Source organism: Streptomyces sp. NBC_00554, from assembly GCF_041431135.1.
GTDB lineage: Bacteria > Actinomycetota > Actinomycetes > Streptomycetales > Streptomycetaceae > Streptomyces.
In genome coordinates this window covers 4,099,914-4,119,209 of the sequence record NZ_CP107799.1, presented here as the reverse complement: position 1 = coordinate 4,119,209, position 19,296 = coordinate 4,099,914, and the positions used below count along the sequence as shown (strand labels likewise).

At 66.1% G+C, this 19,296-nt stretch carries 18 protein-coding genes and 1 pseudogene; 17 read left to right on the top strand and 2 right to left on the bottom strand.

Features of this window, described 5'->3' with window-relative positions:
- Positions 1 to 31 precede the first annotated feature (31 nt).
- Positions 32 to 3,931 carry a DNA-directed RNA polymerase subunit beta' gene (locus OG266_RS17745; RefSeq protein ID WP_266456075.1) on the top strand — a complete coding sequence of 1,300 codons (3,900 nt, stop codon included), beginning with the start codon at positions 32 to 34 and terminating at the stop codon, positions 3,929 to 3,931.
- 239 nt (positions 3,932 to 4,170) lie between these two features.
- On the opposite strand, the gene OG266_RS17740 is transcribed toward OG266_RS17745, so the two are convergent.
- Positions 4,171 to 5,490, bottom strand: coding sequence for a hypothetical protein (locus OG266_RS17740; protein ID WP_371546767.1), 1,320 nt, complete (start codon positions 5,488 to 5,490; stop codon positions 4,171 to 4,173).
- A 374-nt stretch (positions 5,491 to 5,864) separates the two neighbouring features.
- Between OG266_RS17740 and rpsL the strand changes: the two genes are divergently transcribed.
- From rpsL to tuf, 4 genes are all read left to right on the top strand, one after another.
- Positions 5,865 to 6,236: a 30S ribosomal protein S12 gene (gene rpsL / locus OG266_RS17735; RefSeq protein ID WP_003948652.1), complete on the top strand. Its 372-nt coding sequence runs from the start codon at positions 5,865 to 5,867 to the stop codon at positions 6,234 to 6,236.
- 2 nt (positions 6,237 to 6,238) lie between these two features.
- Positions 6,239 to 6,709, top strand: coding sequence for a 30S ribosomal protein S7 (rpsG, locus tag OG266_RS17730; protein WP_055517367.1), 471 nt, complete (start codon positions 6,239 to 6,241; stop codon positions 6,707 to 6,709).
- A 39-nt stretch (positions 6,710 to 6,748) separates the two neighbouring features.
- Positions 6,749 to 8,878 (top strand): elongation factor G, encoded by a 2,130-nt coding sequence (fusA, locus tag OG266_RS17725; protein WP_371546765.1) that lies wholly within the window; start codon positions 6,749 to 6,751, stop codon positions 8,876 to 8,878.
- A 143-nt stretch (positions 8,879 to 9,021) separates the two neighbouring features.
- A complete protein-coding gene (tuf, locus tag OG266_RS17720; protein ID WP_266456038.1) occupies positions 9,022 to 10,215 on the top strand; it encodes an elongation factor Tu in 1,194 nt (397 codons plus the stop codon).
- A 93-nt stretch (positions 10,216 to 10,308) separates the two neighbouring features.
- Here tuf and OG266_RS17715 read toward each other — a convergent pair whose 3' ends face one another.
- Positions 10,309 to 11,532 carry a cytochrome P450 gene (locus OG266_RS17715; protein WP_371546762.1) on the bottom strand — a complete coding sequence of 408 codons (1,224 nt, stop codon included), beginning with the start codon at positions 11,530 to 11,532 and terminating at the stop codon, positions 10,309 to 10,311.
- A gap of 259 nt (positions 11,533 to 11,791) precedes the next feature.
- On the opposite strand from OG266_RS17715, the pseudogene OG266_RS17710 reads away from it, so the two are divergent.
- The 12 genes and pseudogenes from OG266_RS17710 to rplW all read left to right on the top strand — a co-directional run.
- Positions 11,792 to 12,313, top strand: a pseudogene (locus OG266_RS17710) (putative T7SS-secreted protein); the annotation flags it as partial.
- Positions 12,314 to 12,320: 7 nt separating this feature from the next.
- Complete coding sequence (locus tag OG266_RS17705; RefSeq protein WP_371546760.1) at positions 12,321 to 12,902, top strand: DNA/RNA non-specific endonuclease; 582 nt, start codon at positions 12,321 to 12,323, stop codon at positions 12,900 to 12,902.
- 15 nt (positions 12,903 to 12,917) lie between these two features.
- A complete protein-coding gene (locus OG266_RS17700) occupies positions 12,918 to 13,463 on the top strand; it encodes a hypothetical protein (RefSeq protein ID WP_371546758.1) in 546 nt (181 codons plus the stop codon).
- A 153-nt stretch (positions 13,464 to 13,616) separates the two neighbouring features.
- A complete protein-coding gene (locus tag OG266_RS17695; RefSeq protein WP_371546756.1) occupies positions 13,617 to 13,847 on the top strand; it encodes a hypothetical protein in 231 nt (76 codons plus the stop codon).
- A complete protein-coding gene (locus tag OG266_RS17690; RefSeq protein WP_371546753.1) occupies positions 13,844 to 14,326 on the top strand; it encodes a hypothetical protein in 483 nt (160 codons plus the stop codon). The genes OG266_RS17695 and OG266_RS17690 overlap by 4 nt, the downstream gene beginning before the upstream one ends.
- Positions 14,327 to 14,384: 58 nt before the next feature.
- Positions 14,385 to 14,903, top strand: coding sequence for a hypothetical protein (locus OG266_RS17685; RefSeq protein ID WP_371546751.1), 519 nt, complete (start codon positions 14,385 to 14,387; stop codon positions 14,901 to 14,903).
- A gap of 34 nt (positions 14,904 to 14,937) precedes the next feature.
- The gene (locus OG266_RS17680; RefSeq protein ID WP_371546749.1) at positions 14,938 to 15,321 is read left to right on the top strand and encodes a hypothetical protein; all 384 of its coding nucleotides are present in this window, start codon (positions 14,938 to 14,940) and stop codon (positions 15,319 to 15,321) included.
- Between the two features lie 213 nt (positions 15,322 to 15,534).
- Positions 15,535 to 16,782 carry an acyltransferase family protein gene (locus OG266_RS17675; RefSeq protein ID WP_371546747.1) on the top strand — a complete coding sequence of 416 codons (1,248 nt, stop codon included), beginning with the start codon at positions 15,535 to 15,537 and terminating at the stop codon, positions 16,780 to 16,782.
- 446 nt (positions 16,783 to 17,228) lie between these two features.
- A complete protein-coding gene (gene rpsJ, locus OG266_RS17670) occupies positions 17,229 to 17,537 on the top strand; it encodes a 30S ribosomal protein S10 (protein ID WP_003948644.1) in 309 nt (102 codons plus the stop codon).
- 17 nt (positions 17,538 to 17,554) lie between these two features.
- Positions 17,555 to 18,199: a 50S ribosomal protein L3 gene (gene rplC / locus OG266_RS17665; RefSeq protein ID WP_266456024.1), complete on the top strand. Its 645-nt coding sequence runs from the start codon at positions 17,555 to 17,557 to the stop codon at positions 18,197 to 18,199.
- Between the two features lie 5 nt (positions 18,200 to 18,204).
- A complete protein-coding gene (gene rplD / locus OG266_RS17660; protein ID WP_266456022.1) occupies positions 18,205 to 18,861 on the top strand; it encodes a 50S ribosomal protein L4 in 657 nt (218 codons plus the stop codon).
- The gene (gene rplW / locus OG266_RS17655) at positions 18,861 to 19,277 is read left to right on the top strand and encodes a 50S ribosomal protein L23 (RefSeq protein ID WP_266456020.1); all 417 of its coding nucleotides are present in this window, start codon (positions 18,861 to 18,863) and stop codon (positions 19,275 to 19,277) included. Before rplD ends, rplW begins: the two co-directional genes overlap by 1 nt.
- Positions 19,278 to 19,296 lie beyond the last annotated feature (19 nt).

The window sequence follows — 19,296 nt, the reverse complement described above, 5'->3', positions numbered from 1 at the left end:
GACTTACAACCCTGAGAGGGATTGACGCATAGTGCTCGACGTCAACTTCTTCGATGAGCTCCGGATCGGTCTGGCCACCGCTGACGACATCCGTCAGTGGAGCCACGGCGAGGTCAAGAAGCCAGAGACCATCAACTACCGCACCCTCAAGCCCGAAAAGGACGGACTCTTCTGCGAGAAGATCTTCGGTCCGACCCGGGACTGGGAGTGCTACTGCGGTAAGTACAAGCGTGTCCGCTTCAAGGGCATCATCTGCGAGCGCTGCGGCGTCGAGGTCACTCGCGCCAAGGTGCGTCGTGAGCGGATGGGCCACATCGAACTGGCCGCGCCCGTTACCCACATCTGGTACTTCAAGGGCGTCCCGTCGCGCCTCGGCTACCTGCTCGACCTCGCCCCGAAGGACCTCGAGAAGGTCATCTACTTCGCGGCGTACATGATCACGTACGTCGATGACGAGCGTCGCACCCGCGACCTGCCCTCGCTGGAGGCGCACGTCTCCGTCGAGCGTCAGCAGGTCGAGAACCGTCGCGACTCCGACCTGGAGGCCCGCGCCAAGAAGCTCGAGACCGACCTGGCCGAGCTCGAGGCCGAGGGCGCCAAGGCCGACGTACGCCGCAAGGTGCGCGAAGGTGCCGAGCGTGAGATGAAGCAGCTGCGTGACCGTGCGCAGCGCGAGATCGACCGTCTCGACGAGGTGTGGACCCGGTTCAAGAACCTCAAGGTCCAGGACCTCGAGGGCGACGAGCTCCTCTACCGCGAGCTGCGTGACCGCTTCGGCACGTACTTCGACGGCTCGATGGGTGCCGCGGCGCTGCAGAAGCGCCTGGAGTCCTTCGACCTGGACGAAGAGGCCGAGCGGCTTCGCGAGATCATCCGTACTGGCAAGGGCCAGAAGAAGACCCGTGCGCTGAAGCGGCTGAAGGTCGTGTCTGCCTTCCTGCAGACCTCCAACAGCCCCAAGGGCATGGTCCTCGACTGCGTGCCGGTCATCCCGCCGGACCTGCGTCCGATGGTGCAGCTGGACGGTGGCCGCTTCGCGACCTCCGACCTGAACGACCTGTACCGCCGCGTGATCAACCGCAACAACCGTCTGAAGCGACTCCTTGACCTCGGTGCCCCCGAGATCATCGTGAACAACGAGAAGCGCATGCTTCAGGAGGCCGTCGACGCGCTGTTCGACAACGGTCGTCGTGGCCGTCCGGTCACCGGTCCGGGTAACCGCCCGCTGAAGTCCCTGAGCGACATGCTCAAGGGCAAGCAGGGTCGTTTCCGTCAGAACCTGCTCGGCAAGCGTGTGGACTACTCCGCGCGTTCCGTGATCGTCGTCGGTCCGCAGCTGAAGCTGCACCAGTGTGGTCTGCCCAAGGCCATGGCACTGGAGCTCTTCAAGCCGTTCGTGATGAAGCGCCTGGTCGACCTGAACCACGCGCAGAACATCAAGAGCGCCAAGCGCATGGTCGAGCGCGGCCGCACGGTCGTGTACGACGTCCTGGAAGAGGTCATCGCCGAGCACCCGGTTCTGCTGAACCGTGCGCCGACGCTGCACCGCCTCGGCATCCAGGCCTTCGAGCCGCAGCTGGTCGAGGGCAAGGCCATCCAGATCCACCCGCTCGTCTGCACCGCGTTCAACGCGGACTTCGACGGTGACCAGATGGCCGTGCACCTGCCGCTCTCCGCGGAGGCGCAGGCCGAGGCCCGCATCCTGATGCTGTCCTCGAACAACATCCTGAAGCCGGCCGACGGTCGTCCCGTCACCATGCCGACCCAGGACATGGTTCTTGGTCTGTTCTTCCTCACCACCGACGGTGAGCTGCGTGACGTCAAGGGCGAGGGCCGGTCCTTCGGCTCCACGGCCGAGGCGATCATGGCGTTCGACAACGGCGAGCTCGCGCTCCAGTCGGCCGTCGACATCCGCTTCCCGGTGGGCACCATCCCGCCGCGTGGCTGGGTGCCGCCGGTACGCGAAGAGGGCGAGCCGGAGTGGCAGCAGGGTGACACCTTCCGCCTCCGTACGACTCTGGGCCGCGCGCTCTTCAACGAGCTGCTGCCCGAGGACTACCCGTTCGTCGACTACTCGGTGGGCAAGAAGCAGCTCTCCGAGATCGTCAACGACCTCGCCGAGCGCTACCCCAAGGTCATCGTGGCGGCGACGCTCGACAACCTGAAGGCGGCCGGCTTCTTCTGGGCGACCCGCTCCGGCGTCACCGTGGCCATCTCCGACATCGTCGTTCCTGAGGCGAAGGTCGAGATCGTCAAGGGTTACGAGGCGCAGGACGAGAAGGTCCAGAAGCAGTACGAGCGCGGTCTGATCACCAAGGACGAGCGCACGCAGGAGCTCATCGCGATCTGGACCAAGGCGACCAACGAGGTTGCCGAGGCGATGAACGCGAACTTCCCCAAGACGAACCCCATCTTCATGATGGTTGACTCGGGTGCCCGAGGAAACATGATGCAGATGCGTCAGATCGCCGGTATGCGTGGTCTGGTGTCGAACGCGAAGAACGAGACCATCCCGCGTCCGATCAAGGCCTCGTTCCGTGAGGGCCTGTCCGTCCTCGAGTACTTCATCTCCACGCACGGTGCCCGTAAGGGTCTGGCCGACACCGCCCTGCGTACCGCCGACTCGGGTTACCTGACCCGTCGTCTGGTGGACGTGTCGCAGGACGTCATCATCCGCGAGGAGGACTGCGGCACCGACCGTGGCCTCAAGCTGAAGATCGCGGAGCGCGGCGCGGACGGCGTGCTGCGCATGGCGGAGAACGTCGAGACCAGCGTGTACGCACGTGCGCTGGCCGAGGACATCGTCGTCGACGGTGTGGTGCTGGCCCCGGCCAACACCGACCTGGGTGACGTCCTCATCGCCGAGGTCGTCAAGCACGGCATCGAGGAGGTCAAGACCCGCTCGGTCCTGACCTGCGAGTCCGCCGTCGGTACCTGCGCCATGTGCTACGGCCGTTCGCTGGCCACCGGCAAGCTGGTCGACATCGGTGAGGCGGTCGGCATCATCGCCGCCCAGTCCATCGGTGAGCCCGGCACGCAGCTGACGATGCGTACCTTCCACACCGGTGGTGTGGCCGGTGACGACATCACCCAGGGTCTGCCCCGTGTCGTCGAGCTCTTCGAGGCTCGTACGCCCAAGGGTGTCGCCCCGATCTCGGAGGCGGCTGGCCGCATCCGTATCGAGGAGACCGAGAAGACCAAGAAGATCGTCGTCACCCCGGACGACGGCAGCGACGAGACGGCGTTCCCGATCTCGAAGCGTGCCAAGGTCATGGTGCGTGAGGGTGACCACGTCGAGGTCGGCCAGAAGCTGACCTTCGGTGCCACCAACCCGCACGACGTGCTGCGGATCCTCGGTCAGCGCGCGGTCCAGGTCCACCTGGTCGGCGAAGTCCAGAAGGTCTACAACTCGCAGGGTGTGTCGATCCACGACAAGCACATCGAGATCATCATCCGGCAGATGCTGCGCCGTGTGACGATCATCGAGTCGGGCGACGCGGAGCTGCTGCCCGGCGAGCTGGTCGAGCGTTCGAAGTTCGAGACCGAGAACCGTCGTGTGGTCCAGGAAGGCGGCCACCCGGCCTCCGGCCGTCCGCAGCTGATGGGTATCACCAAGGCCTCGCTCGCCACCGAGTCGTGGCTGTCGGCGGCGTCCTTCCAGGAGACGACCAGGGTTCTGACGGACGCGGCGATCAACGCCAAGTCCGACTCCCTGATCGGCCTCAAGGAGAACGTCATCATCGGTAAGCTCATCCCGGCCGGTACGGGTCTGTCCCGCTACCGCAACATCCGGGTCGAGCCGACCGAGGAAGCCAAGGCCGCGATGTACTCGGCCGTCGGCTACGACGACATCGACTACTCGCCGTTCGGCACGGGCTCCGGCCAGGCCGTTCCGCTGGAGGACTACGACTACGGTCCGTACAACCAGTAAGGCGTACGTCTGCTGAAGGGCGGCCACTCCGTTTCGTACGGGGTGGCCGCCCTTCGGCGTGTCCGGCTCCGGCCCGCTCACGCGCCTTTCCGGCCCGGAGCACGTTCGTTTGGTCGCGTCCGTAGGTTCAGGAGCTGTACGGGCCCTTCAGCGCCGCTCAGGACTGTGCCTGGGGGTGGCCGAGGCGGTGCCGATGGTCTCTCGGAGCCGTCTTGCGGCCCGTCGCGCCCGCGGAACCCCTACGGAATCCCCAACTCGAAGATCACGTAATGCGCGTACCACCCCGACGCCACCGCCGCGGTCGTGAAGAACACCGCCAGGCTCGGGAGCTTCAGGCGGCTCATGGCCGCTGCCGGGGCGAGGAGTAGCGGGAAGCAGGGGAGCAGGTAGCGGGAGGTGTTGCCGAACATCTGCTGGGTGCCCAGTACGGAGACGATGCCGGCCAGGGTGTAGGCGATGAGTACCAGGGGTGGTCGTTTGCGGAGCATCAGGGCGATCAGGAAGGGCAGGGCCAGTACCAGCTGTACGGCGAGCAGGTCCGGGACGGAGAAGGCGAAGATGTAGTCGTGCTTGCCGACCGCCGTGTTGCGCAGGACGTCGAGGGTGTAGTCGCCGAAGTCGAAGTAGTGGGCCCACCCGTCCCGCTGGAGCGTGAAGTAGGCCGTGAGGTCGCCCATGCTGAGGCCGACCCAGGTGATGTACGTGAGCAGGCCGAGCGGCGCGGCGAACATGGCGTACACCGGGCCCGCGACCCCGTGTTCCCGTCTGCTCTCCCGCCGCGCCAGCGTCACCAGTGCGGCCAGCCCCACGGCACCGATGAGCGCGGCGGACGTGGGGCGGTTGAGCCCGGCCAGGAAGGCGAGCAGCCCGGCGGCCACCCAGCGGCGTTTCATCACGCAGTGGCAGGTCCAGGCGGCGATCGCCACGAACACGGACTCCGAGTACACCGCCCACTCGACGCCCGCGCCGGGCGCCACCGCCCACAGCCCGGCGGCGATCGTGCCCGCGCGGGCCCCCGCGAGCAGCGAGATCACGGCGTAGATGCCGGCGGCGGCGACGAACGACGCCAGGACCGAGACCAGGAGGCCGGACCCGAACAGGCCGAGGCCGGTGATCTCGGACACCGTCCGGATCATGCCGGGGTAGAGCGGGAAGAAGGCGACCGAGTTCTGCTTGACCGTGAACATGCCGCCGGGGTCGAGCCGCTCCAGCGGGCGGGGTTCGTAGCCCTTCTCGGCGACCTGGAGGTACCACCAGCCGTCCCAGCTGCCGAGTACGTCCCACCAGTGGGCGCCGCCGCCGAAGCGCGGCTTCTTCTTGTGGTACTCGCCGGCGCTCTCCAGCAGCCAGGCGAAGACGCCGAGCCCTACGAGCTTGGTGACCCCGTAGAGGATCAGCGGGGCGGCGTACGGTCGCACTCCTGCCGGCAGCGCGAGGCGGCCGCGGCCGCCGCCGGGTATTCGGGGACGCCAGGCCCGCCACTCCGGCCGTTCCCACCACTTTCGCCGCGTGTCCGGTATGTCAGAATCGATTGCCGTGTCGTCGGAAATCGTGCTCATGACGGTTCCCCCCGTCCGACCGCCGGACCCAGAGCGTGACTCACTGTCCCGGCGGTTGTGAACTGTCTGTACTGAAGATCGCGACAGACTTGCACATCCGTGTCGGGACCCGGTCGGAACCCCTGGTGTGTCGGCCGCTCGGCATTTGTTTTGACCACAGCGAATGAGGTAGGTACGCTCAAGCCTTGTGCCTGGGGTGTGCCCTGGCTCCCGTGCGTGCCTTCGAACCGCAGGGGAAGTCGTAAGCGGCCACCGTAAATCTGCGCCCTTTTCGCCTCTCGGCGGAAGTCTGCAGGCTTCGACACACCCGACCGCGTGGGTCGGCGATGTTCCAGGTTAGCTCCACCATTCGGCACACAGAAACCGGAGAAGTAGTGCCTACGATCCAGCAGCTGGTCCGGAAGGGCCGGCAGGACAAGGTCGAGAAGAACAAGACGCCCGCACTCGAGGGTTCGCCCCAGCGTCGCGGCGTCTGCACGCGTGTGTTCACGACCACCCCGAAGAAGCCGAACTCGGCCCTGCGTAAGGTCGCGCGCGTGCGTCTGACCAGCGGGATCGAGGTCACCGCTTACATTCCGGGTGAGGGACACAACCTGCAGGAGCACTCGATCGTGCTCGTGCGCGGCGGCCGTGTGAAGGACCTGCCCGGTGTTCGCTACAAGATCATCCGCGGTTCGCTTGACACCCAGGGTGTCAAGAACCGCAAGCAGGCCCGCAGCCGCTACGGCGCCAAGAAGGAGAAGTAGAAATGCCTCGTAAGGGCCCCGCCCCGAAGCGCCCGGTCATCATCGACCCGGTCTACGGTTCCCCTCTGGTGACCTCCCTCATCAACAAGGTGCTGATGAACGGCAAGCGCTCCACTGCCGAGCGCATCGTCTACGGCGCCATGGAGGGCCTGCGCGAGAAGACCGGCAACGACCCGGTCATCACGCTCAAGCGCGCTCTGGAGAACATCAAGCCGACCCTCGAGGTCAAGTCCCGCCGAGTCGGCGGTGCGACGTACCAGGTGCCGATCGAGGTCAAGCCCGGTCGCGCCAGCACGCTCGCGCTGCGCTGGCTCGTCGGTTACTCCCGCGCCCGTCGCGAGAAGACCATGACCGAGCGTCTGCTCAACGAGCTTCTCGACGCCTCCAACGGCCTCGGTGCCGCTGTGAAGAAGCGCGAGGACACCCACAAGATGGCCGAGTCCAACAAGGCCTTCGCGCACTACCGCTGGTAGTCGCTACCCACATCGAGACCGAGAGAAGACCGAAGCCTTATGGCTACCACTTCACTTGACCTGGCCAGGGTCCGCAACATCGGGATCATGGCTCACATCGACGCGGGCAAGACGACCACCACCGAGCGGATCCTCTTCTACACCGGCGTCAGCTACAAGATCGGTGAAGTCCACGACGGCGCTGCCACCATGGACTGGATGGAGCAGGAGCAGGAGCGTGGCATCACGATCACCTCTGCTGCCACCACCTGTCACTGGCCGCTTGAGGACAACGACTACACGATCAACATCATCGACACCCCCGGGCACGTCGACTTCACGGTCGAGGTGGAGCGTTCGCTCCGCGTCCTCGACGGTGCCGTCACGGTGTTCGACGGTGTCGCCGGTGTCGAGCCGCAGTCCGAGACGGTGTGGCGTCAGGCCGACCGTTACGGCGTGCCGCGCATCTGCTTCGTGAACAAGCTGGACCGTACCGGCGCCGAGTTCCACCGCTGTGTGGACATGATCAAGGACCGGCTCGGCGCCGTTCCGATCATCATGCAGCTGCCGATCGGTGCCGAGATGGACTTCAAGGGCGTTGTGGACCTGGTCCGCATGAAGGCGCTCGTGTGGTCCGCCGAGGCGGAGAAGGGCGAGATGTACGACGTCGTCGACATCCCCGCCACGCACGCCGAGGCTGCCGAGGAGTACCGCGGCAAGCTGGTCGAGACCGTCGCGGAGCACGACGACGAGATCATGGAGCTGTTCCTGGAGGGCCAGGAGCCCACGGAGGAGCAGCTGTACGCCGCGATCCGTCGCGTCACCATCGCGTCCGGCAAGTCCGACGGCGTCACGGTCACCCCGGTGTTCTGTGGTACCGCGTTCAAGAACAAGGGCGTTCAGCCCCTGCTCGACGCGGTCGTGCGCTACCTGCCGACCCCGCTTGACGTCGAGGCCATCGAGGGCCACGACGTGAAGGACCCCGAGGTCGTCGTCCAGCGCAAGCCGTCCGTGGACGAGCCGCTGTCCGCGCTCGCGTTCAAGATCATGCGCGATCCGCACCTGGGCAAGCTCACCTTCGTCCGGGTTTACTCGGGCCGCCTGGAGACCGGCACCGCGGTGCTGAACTCCGTCAAGGGCAAGAAGGAGCGCATCGGCAAGATCTACCGCATGCACGCGAACAAGCGTGAGGAGATCGAGTCGGTGGGCGCCGGCGACATCGTCGCCGTGATGGGTCTGAAGCAGACCACGACCGGTGAGACGCTCTGCGATGACAAGAACCCGGTGATCCTGGAGTCCATGGACTTCCCGGCGCCGGTCATCCAGGTCGCCATCGAGCCCAAGTCCAAGGGTGACCAGGAGAAGCTGGGTGTCGCCATCCAGAGTCTCGCGGAGGAGGACCCCTCCTTCCACGTTCACTCGGACGAGGAGACCGGCCAGACCATCCTCGGTGGTATGGGCGAGCTGCACCTCGAGGTGCTGGTCGACCGTATGAAGCGCGAGTTCAAGGTCGAGGCCAACGTCGGCAAGCCGCAGGTCGCTTACCGTGAGACGATCCGTAAGGCCGTCGAGCGTCACGACTACACCCACAAGAAGCAGACCGGTGGTACCGGTCAGTTCGCCAAGGTGCAGATCGCGATCGAGCCGATCCTCGAGGCCGACGGTCCGGCGTACGAGTTCGTGAACAAGGTCACCGGTGGCCGCATCCCGAGGGAGTACATCCCCTCGGTCGACGCGGGTGCGCAGGAAGCCATGCAGTTCGGCATCCTCGCGGGCTACGAGATGACTGGCGTCCGCGTCATTCTTCTCGACGGTGGCTACCACGAGGTCGACTCCTCGGAGCTCGCCTTCAAGATCGCCGGATCGCAGGCCTTCAAGGAGGCCGCGCGCAAGGCGTCGCCCGTTCTGCTCGAGCCGATGATGGCCGTTGAGGTCACCACGCCCGAGGAGTCCATGGGCGATGTCATCGGTGACATCAACTCCCGCCGTGGCCAGATCCAGGCCATGGAGGAGCGTCACGGCGCTCGCCTCGTGAAGGGCCTCGTGCCCCTCTCGGAGATGTTCGGCTACGTCGGCGACCTCCGCAGCAAGACCTCGGGTCGCGCAAGCTACTCGATGCAGTTCGACTCCTACGCCGAGGTTCCCCGGAACGTCGCCGAGGAGATCATCGCGAAGGCCAAGGGCGAGTAACACACCCCGTTTGCACGCTTTAGGCTTGACACCGACCGCCGGGGTAGACCCGGGAGGGTAAACCCCGGCGGGCGGCATCCCAGCAAAGATCACCTGGCGCCGATGAGTAAGGCGTACCAGAACCACTCCGCAGGAGGACCCCAGTGGCGAAGGCAAAGTTCGAGCGGACTAAGCCGCACGTCAACATCGGCACCATCGGTCACATCGACCACGGTAAGACGACCCTCACGGCCGCCATTACCAAGGTGCTGCACGACGCGTACCCGGACCTGAACGAGGCCTCGGCCTTCGACCAGATCGACAAGGCTCCTGAGGAGCGCCAGCGCGGTATCACGATCTCGATCGCGCACGTCGAGTACCAGACCGAGACGCGTCACTACGCCCACGTCGACTGCCCCGGTCACGCGGACTACATCAAGAACATGATCACGGGTGCGGCGCAGATGGACGGCGCCATCCTCGTGGTCGCGGCCACCGACGGCCCGATGCCGCAGACCAAGGAGCACGTGCTCCTGGCCCGCCAGGTCGGCGTTCCGTACATCGTTGTCGCCCTGAACAAGGCCGACATGGTGGACGACGAGGAGATCCTGGAGCTCGTCGAGCTCGAGGTTCGTGAGCTGCTCTCCGAGTACGAGTTCCCGGGCGACGACCTTCCGGTCATCAAGGTCTCGGCGCTCAAGGCCCTTGAGGGCGACAAGGAGTGGGGCCAGACCGTCCTCGACCTGATGAAGGCCGTCGACGAGAACATCCCGCAGCCCGAGCGTGACGTCGACAAGCCGTTCCTGATGCCGATCGAGGACGTCTTCACGATCACCGGTCGTGGCACCGTCGTCACCGGTCGTATCGAGCGCGGCATCCTCAAGGTCAACGAGACCGTTGACATCGTGGGCATCAAGCAGGAGAAGACCACCACCACGGTCACCGGCATCGAGATGTTCCGCAAGCTGCTCGACGAGGGTCGCGCCGGTGAGAACGTCGGTCTGCTCCTCCGTGGCATCAAGCGCGAGGACGTCGAGCGCGGCCAGGTCATCATCAAGCCCGGCTCGGTCACGCCCCACACCTCGTTCGAGGCCCAGGCGTACATCCTGTCCAAGGACGAGGGTGGCCGTCACACGCCGTTCTTCAACAACTACCGTCCCCAGTTCTACTTCCGTACGACTGACGTGACCGGTGTTGTGACCCTCCCCGAGGGCACGGAGATGGTCATGCCCGGCGACAACACTGAGATGACGGTCGACCTCATCCAGCCCGTCGCCATGGAAGAGGGCCTGAAGTTCGCCATCCGTGAGGGTGGCCGGACCGTGGGCGCCGGCCAGGTCATCTCGATCAACAAGTAATTGTCGATCGCCTGACCTGGTAGCTCCTTCAAGAGCTCCTGAAAGGGCCCGTACGACTTCGGTCGTACGGGCCCTTTTGCCATGCTCCGGCCGTCACCAGGTGACCGGCAGAGTCACCGGCCCGCGGATCATCGTGCGCTGCCGCCAGAGGACCTCGTCGGCGGGCACGGCGAGCTGCAGCCCTGGCAGGCGGTCGAGCAGGGTGTTGATCAGGAGATCGGTCTGCATACGGGCGAGGACGGCGCCCGTGCAGAAGTGGGGGCCGTTGCCGAAGGCGAGATGCGCGCTCGTGTCCCTGTCGACGTCGATGCGGTCGGGGTCGGGGAAGACGTCCGGGTCGCGGTTGGCGGCGAGGTAGGAGACGTAGACGGGGTCGCCCGCGCTGATCCGTACGCCCTGGATGTCGATGTCCTCCAGAGCGATACGCGCAAGCCCGACCGAGGTGCGGTGCGGGATGAAGCGCAGGAGCTCGTCGATGGCGGCGGGGCGCGACTCGGCCTGGCAGCGCACGCGGTCGAGCAGCTCGGGGTCGGTCAGGATGAGGTAGAGCATCTGGCCGCAGTTGTGGGTGACGGCCTCTCCGCCGATCTGGAGAGGGCCGGCGATGCCGATGGCCTCCGCCTCACTGATGTCACCGCGTCCGACGGCGGCGCCGAGCAGCGAGAGCACGTCCTCGCTGTCGCTCCGGCTTCGGTCGCGGATGGCCTGCGCGATGTACCCGTACATGCCGTCCTTGGCGCGCTCGGCCGCCTCGGCGCCGCCCGCGGTCGAGATGATCTGCCGGGTCCAGGCGTGGATCTGCTCCCGGTCGGCGACGGGGACGCCCATGACCTCGCAGACGACGGAGATGGGGAACGGTTCGAGGACCCGCTCGATGAGATCGGCGGGGGGACCGTCGTGGAGCACGCCGTCGACGAGGGCGTCGAGCGTCTCCTGCGCGCGCGGGCGCAGCCGCTTCACCGCTCCCACGGTGTACGCGGCCGCCACCGCCTTGCGCAGCCGGTTGTGGTCGGGCTGGTCGGCGAACGCCAGCGACCCCGGCTTGGGCTTGAAGTGCGGTGCGATCCGGGTGACTTGGCGGTCGACGACCTCGGCGCGGCTGAAGCGCGGGTCGTTCGTGATCATCTTGACGTCGTCGTGGCGGGTGGCGAGCCACGCCCAGCCCTCCCCATGGGGGAGGCGAATCCGGGTCATCGGCCCTTCGCGCATCAGCTCCGCCAGCACCGGGTCGAAGTCGGTCGCGTGCAGCTCACGGGGCGGCCAGTCCCGTACGGGGGGAGGGGGCTGGCCGGTCAGGGTGGTGGTCTCTTCTGCCATGGGTCCACCATCAGACGGCGGGGGCCGGGTGTCGCGTGGGGGTGCTCCAGGTGGAGGTGCGGGTAGCCACCCCGGAGATCCGCTGGTTCAAGAGCGGCTGCAGCGACAGCGCCAACAGCAGCAGTGAGTGCGTCGAGATGGCCGCGACCCGCGCGTTTCGTACGCCTCTGAGCGTTGACCTAGGGCAGGCGCCCCCGCCTCCTGTAAATTCGCTGATGCGTACGGTTGTTGGTGGGGCGGGCGTGACGGGGGTTGCGGTGTGGCGGGGAATCGGCCGAGTGACTGGCATGTCCTGGATCTGGAGAGGGATCCGACGCCGGGTGATCCGGACCGGGTGCGCCTGCTGTCCAAGAACCTCCTCGACTTCGCCGATGACGTGGGGGACGCGCTGCGTCTGATCAAGGGGATGGCGGACGAGGAAGCGGTCCTGCAGTGGGCGGGTAAGTCGGCGAAGGCGTTCCAGGATCAGTTTTCGGGTGTGCCGAAGCAGCTGAAGAAGCTGAGGACGTCCTATGACATGGCGGGGGGTGCGCTGGCGGCGTACTGGCCGAAGCTGGAGCGTGCGCAGGCCCTTGCCGACCGGGCGCTGGCCGATGGCCGTACTGCCCAGAGCGATCTCACTTCGGCCAAGTCCCGTCTGTCCTCGGCTGATTCGTGGGTGACGAAGGCCGGTAAGGAAGCGGACAAGTACAAGGACGATCCGACCGGCAGCAAGAGTGCGGAGAAGCCGGACGAGGCGAAGGTCCGGGCGGCCACCCGCGATGCCCAGCACGCCAGGACTGGCTTCGGTGACGACACCGGACGGAACGCTCTGGCGATACCTCCACTATGACCCTGAGACCGCCCGCTACCTGACGCCGGACCCGCTCGGCCTGGCACCGGCGCCGAACCCGGTTACGTACCTGCACAATCCACACACCGGGGTCGACCCCCTTGGGCTGAGCCCGTACTACAGCGAGATCGCCCCGAACGGACAGCGGGGTCCCGCATACGCGGAGGTCACTCCTCAGACTCTGGACGACGCGGCCAACAACCTCATCGGCAGTCCACCAGGGCGAGGCGCCCGGCATGCTCCCGCGGGCTTCCAGGGCGGTGCGGCCGGTCATTCACGGGGACACCTGATCGGGCAGCAGTTCGGGGGCGACGGACGGGACATGCGGAACATCGTCACGCAGGGAACGACGCAGAACAACGGGCCGATCTCGGATGCCGAAGACCTTATCGCCGGTCATGTGAGATCGAGTGGAAACACGGTCATCATGAGCGTTACTCCCGAATATGCTCACGGAGGCAATGTCCCCAGCCATGTTCTCATCGAAGCCGTGGACGACTTCGGCTGGTCATTCAGCACGCGACTTCCCAACATGTAGAAAGGTGCGGACCGGATGACCGACGTGAACCGTGCGGACGATCTGCTGAGCCTGACAGCGCTCTGCCCGCCTCCAGCGGACCCCGGTCCATCTCACCGCGAGCGCGGTGTCCCAACATCAAGACAAATTCCCGAAAGCCACTACGATCTGGTCCGCGCATACGGCACGGGATGCTTCGACGATTTTCTGTGGATCTTCGCGATGGGCGCGGACAATGTGAACCTTGACATCGAATCCACTACCGGTGTGACGCAGTCGATTCTCCGAGCCAAGGCTGCACCTGATCTACGCGAGGCCTTGACCCGATATGGCGTGACACCGCAGGACCTCATCCAGTGGGGAGGCACCGACAACGGCGACTCGTTGTTGTGGATTCCCGCTGGAGAACCTGAGCATTGGCCGACAATCGTCATCCAGGCCGGACAGCTCGCTTTCGCCTGCTCGCCGCGCAGTTCGACGGGAGTGGTGCTGGACATCCTCACGGGAGAACTCCACATCCGATTCTTCCCTGACGACTTCCCGAGCGATCACCCAGAGTTCTCGACGAACCCGTTTGTGTAGAAGACGGTCCTCACCGCGGATCCCCTTGGTCTCGCCCCGCCCCCAACCCAGCACCTATGTTCCGAATCCGAGAGTGCGGCACAAGTAATGACAGAAGAATCCTGGGAAGAGGCCAAGCGTAGGTACCCCGTGGGGTCCACCGCTCGGGGAAGGGTGAAGGACCGGTTCGACTTCGGGGTCTTCCTGGAACTCGAGGACGCTCCCGAAGTTCACGGCTTCATCGACCTCCTGTCGTACAACCCGGACGGCACCATCAACGACCCCGATGCTCCGCCCGTCCCGTTGCCTGAGGTCGGGGATGTCGTCGAGGGAGTCGTCGCGGTGCACGTCGACCGCGACCGGCAGATCCGGATCCGCGTCGGCCGTCCGTATTGGGAGTCGTGATTCCCACGGGCCGGACGTCCCCACACGACTGGGAAAGTGGCGAGGGTCTGCTGGGTGTCGACGACCCCGCCGAGGTGGACGCCGCGTTCGAGCGCGGCGCGGGACATCTTGGGACGGCGGTGATCGGGCTGGCCTTCAACTGTTCGCTGGAGGAGGCGTCGCCTCGGATTGTCCGGGCGATGCGGCTGCCGGACATCGCTCAACGCGGGTTCGCGTTCACCGCGGCGGGCACCGCGGCCCGGCTCAACGGCGAGTTGACACCAGAGCTGTACGCCGCGCTGCGCGCCGAGGGCCCCGTTGGCACCGCCGACGACGCCATCAGAGACACCCTGACCTTTGTGCCGTTCCGGCAGCTGCCGCCGTGGTTCAAGTGGCAGATGGTGCGTATCACCGTGCTGGACAAACTGGAGTACTGGTGGACGCGGTCAGAGGATGCCGTGGGCGATGCCTGGCGGGCCCTGCGCGGACGCCGCCCGTGAGCGGGTGGGTTCCGTATGTGGCCGGTGTCCCCTGGATTTGGGAGCGGAGGAGCACCGCGTGACGCGGCGAGACGGAAAGAGGGCGTCCTACGACCTGTTCTGGGCAGCGCCGGAAACGGGTGCCGCATGGGCGGAGTTGACCAGAACGGTGCTCGAGGTGATCGCGCGGTGTGACGCCGAACGTCTCGAGGTGGAACGGGCGCGGGTCGCGCCGGGGCTACGGGCGTCGATTTCGGAGCCCGTGTACTCGGTGGCGGACCGGGTCGCCTCCTGGGAACGTGTGGTGCGCCGGATGGAACCAGGGTGGTCGAGCGAGGACTTCTATCCCATCAGCGCCTACGGCAATGATCTCGATTCGCGGGACGCGCTGGGGGAGTCGATGCGCGCCATGCCGTTGGAGGTGCGAGAAGGCGCGCTCGGGCAGTTGCTGGCGCGCCTGGACGCGCGCTTCCGCGGCGCGAGTGTGCCGGACTCGGAGCGTTCTCTACGCGCGTGGGTTCGTCCCACGAAGGAGAAGCCCGAGGTCGAGCTCGGGGAGTGGTGGAAACGCAAGCCGGAGCGCCTGCCCTGGGACTGAGCCGGCCATCAGCACGGGACAGGAGGAATCCAGCATGGGTGACGGGGATTGGTCCTGGCCGCCCAAGCGGGGCCGTGACGCGAGAACCGCGGAGTTCCTGCTGCGTCTCGATGAAGGGATGCTCGGATACTTTCGCGAGATGGCGAGCGAAATGGTGGGACGATTCGGGATTTCCCGTGCCGAGGCGGTGGCCAGGATCAATGAGAGGTATCAGGGCCTGGACATCGAGCCTTACCCCGACCTCATGTGTCACGAGGGCCCGGAATTCTGGGCCCATGGCGCGTACTACTACCCCGACGAAAGGGATCGGCTTCCGACGGGAGACGTACACGCGGACGCGGCCATCGACTTCACGCGGCTGCGGGTCCGCCCGCTGCCGCCCCAGGGCTCACCCGTCTGGACTCTCCGGCCCGAGTAGGCGCCCGCCTCCCGGAGTTGAAGCTTCCGCCTTCGCCAGGTGAAGCATCGGGGAACGCCGTGCGGCGTCTCGGTGGCGGTTTCGGCAACTGTGGGTCTCGCGCGTGAGTAATGTTCTTGTCTGGTCGCTGTGGGGTGGTTGTGACGGTCGTAGCCTGAGCCGTTCCGGTGGCTGTTCGGCTCCGGATTCCCTTGTGATGGCGGGTGGGTGCTCATGCGCGGCGCGGCAGGCGAATCGGCGATACCCGTGCGGGGCGCGGGTGGGTTGAAACAGCCGCTTCCCCCGCTCGCCGAGTCGGACTGGCGCACCGGTGTCGCCGCGGCCGAGCGGTTGGTGCAGCCGCCCGCGCCCGTCCGGGAGGGGAAGCCCGCCACCGCTCGCGCGCAGCGGGCGGGCACCCGGCTGTACGCCATCGACGGCATCCGGATAGCCGCCGCGCTGATGGTGGCCGTGCACCACTTCGCCGGCACGAACCGGAGCAACCAGCCGGGCAACATCATCTGGGACCGTCCGGTGTCCGACATCATGCCCAACGTGTTCCGCGTCGCCACATACGGCTGGATCGGCGTCGAGATCTTCTTCGTGATCAGCGGGTTCGTGATCTGCATGTCGTGCTGGGGGCGCACCCCGCGGCAGTTCTTCGTCTCGCGGGTGATCCGGCTCTACCCGGCGTACTGGTTCGCCATCGCCTTCACCACGGCCGTCCTGGTGGCCGTACCCGGGGTGTGGGAGCGACTGCGGCTGCGGGAGATCCTGCTCAACTTCACGATGCTGCAGTCCGGTTCGGATGTGGCCAACGCCGACGGCGTCTACTGGACCCTCTGGGCGGAACTGCGCTTCTACCTGCTCTTCATGATCGTCGTCGCCGCCGGCCTGACGTACCGCAGGGTCGTGATCTTCTGCTGCGTGTGGGGTGCCGCGGCGATGCTCGCCCCGGTGTCCAAGTTCCCCCTGCTGGTGCTCGTCGCCAACCCCGAGGGTGCCTGGTACTTCATCGCGGGGCTCGCCCTCTACCTCATGCACCGCTTCGGCCAGGACCTGCTGCTGTGGGGCATCCTCGCCATGTCGTGGCTGATGGGTCAGCTGGAGCTGGGGCACCGGATCGACTCGGTCGAGCACGTCTCCAGTTGGCGCGGTGCCGTGCTGATCTTCACGGTGTTCCTGCTGGTCATGGTTGGTATCGCGCTCGGCATGACCGACCGGATCCGCTGGAAGTGGCTCGTCACCGCCGGCACCATGACGTACCCGCTCTATCTGATGCACTACGCGGCCGGTACGGCGCTGATCAACCGCCTGCACGACACCATGGACCCCCGGCTGCTGGTCGTCGCCGTGATCGCCGGCTTCCTGGTCCTGAGCTACCTGGTCCACCGCTTCGTGGAGCGTCCCGTGGCGCGGCTGCTGAAGAAGGGGCTCGACACCTCCTTCGCCCGGCTGCGCAACGCCGGAAACACGGCTTGATCAGGAACAGGGCCCGATGGACCGAGCCTGTGTTTGACCTGCGTCACCTTCGGGGTACGATCCTCGGCTCGATTGGCCAGGCCCATGCCCCGTATGGCAGACTGTCGGAGTTGCTCGGTCGAGTGCCGATGCTGCGCGTCTCCCGTCGGGAGGACCGGAAGCGAGTCCCACAGTACTCGTCGCCTCAACTGCCGTAAGGCAGCGCTGAGGCGGACGTACGGGAATCTTTCGGGAAGTGTCAGCGGGGTGCAGGCCAGGCACCCGGTGGGTGTTCCAGCCCCCGGTCCAGCGGTTGCTTTCGGGCGGGCCGCGTCCCTCGCAGGGAAAATCCGTAACGGATATCTGTGCGGCAGGAGCGCGACACACCCGACCGCGTGGGTCGGAGGACGGGACGCGAACCCCCGGGTTCCAGAGCGTTTCACTAGACAAAGGACTACTGAGTAGCCATGGCGGGACAGAAGATCCGCATCCGGCTCAAGGCCTACGACCACGAGGTCATCGATTCCTCGGCGAAGAAGATCGTCGAGACGGTGACGCGTACTGGTGCGTCGGTCGCGGGCCCGGTGCCGCTGCCCACTGAGAAGAACGTGTACTGCGTCATCAAGTCGCCGCACAAGTACAAGGACTCGCGCGAGCACTTCGAGATGCGCACGCACAAGCGCCTGATCGACATTCTCGACCCGACTCCCAAGACCGTTGACTCCCTGATGCGACTCGACCTCCCGGCCGGTGTCGACATCGAGATCAAGCTCTAGGGATCGGTGATCTGAGAATGGCTAAGCAGATCAAGGGCATCCTGGGCGAGAAGCTCGGCATGACGCAGGTGTGGGACGAGAACAACCGTGTTGTTCCCGTCACCGTCGTCAAGGCCGGTCCGAACGTCGTGACCCAGGTCCGTACGAATGACTCCGACGGCTACGAGTCGGTCCAGATCGCCTTCGGCGAGATCGACCCTCGCAAGGTGAACAAGCCCCTCAAGGGTCACTTCGCCAAGGCCGACGTCACCCCCCGCCGCCACCTCGTCGAGATCCGTACCGCTGACGCCAGCGAGTACACCCTCGGCCAGGAGATCACCGCCGAGACCTTCGAGGCCGGCGTCAAGGTGGACGTGACCGGCAAGAGCAAGGGCAAGGGCTTCGCCGGTGTCATGAAGCGCCACAACTTCCGTGGCCTCGGCGCCGGACACGGTGTCCAGCGCAAGCACCGCTCGCCCGGTTCCATCGGTGGCTGTGCCACCCCCGGCCGTGTGTTCAAGGGCATGCGTATGGCGGGCCGTATGGGCAACGAGCGGGTCACCACACAGAACCTGACCGTTCACGCTGTTGACGCGGAGAAGGGACTGCTCCTCATCAAGGGAGCCATCCCCGGTCCGAACGGCGGCCTCGTCCTGGTCCGTACCGCGGCGAAGGGGGTCTGAGGAACATGACCACCATTGACATTCAGTCGCCCTCCGGCGACACCGCTGGGACTGTTGAGCTCCCGGCCGAGATCTTCGATGTAGAGAAGATCAGCATCCCGCTGCTCCACCAGGTCGTCGTCGCACAGCTGGCCGCTGCCCGTCAGGGCACGCACAAGGTCAAGCGTCGTGGCGAGGTCCGCGGTGGTGGCCGCAAGCCTTACCGCCAGAAGGGCACCGGCCGCGCCCGTCAGGGTTCGACCCGCGCCCCGCAGTTCGCCGGCGGTGGCGTCGTCCACGGCCCCACGCCGCGTGACTACTCGCAGCGGACCCCGAAGAAGATGAAGGCCGCGGCCCTGCGCCACGCCCTCACCGACCGGGCCCGCAACGCTCGCATCCACGTCATCACCGACGTGATCGACGGCGAGACCATCTCCACCAAGGCCGCGAAGAGCTTCCTCGGCAAGATCTCGGAGCGCAAGAACGTGCTCCTGGTCATCGAGCGCTCCAACGAGGCCGCGCTGCTTTCCGCGCGCAACCTGCCCCAGGTCCACATCCTGGAGCCGGGCCAGCTGAACACGTACGACGTTCTCGTCTCGGACGACGTGGTCTTCACCCAGGCCGCTTTCGAGTCCTTCGTGTCTGGCCCCCAGGCCGCTGACACCGAAGGGAGCGAAGCCTGATGGCTACGCGTCACCCGAGCATTGCCTCGAAGGCCGCCAAGGCCAAGAAGGTCGCGCGCATCGCCAAGGCGAAGCGCCACGAGACCGAGGGCAAGAACACCGTCGAGACGCCGCTGAGCAAGAGCTTCACGGACCACCGTGACGTCCTTCTCAAGCCGGTCGTCTCCGAGAAGAGCTACGCGCTGCTCGACGAGGGCAAGTACACCTTCGTCGTCGCGCCGGGCGCCAACAAGACCCAGATCAAGCAGGCCGTCCAGGCGGTCTTCTCGGTCAAGGTCACCGGCGTCAACACGATCAACCGTCAGGGTAAGCGCAAGCGGACCAAGAGCGGTTTCGGTAAGCGTGCTGACACCAAGCGCGCGATCGTGACCCTCGCTGAGGGCGACCGTATCGACATCTTCGGCCAGGCCTCCTAACGGAGCGCCCTGGTCCGAA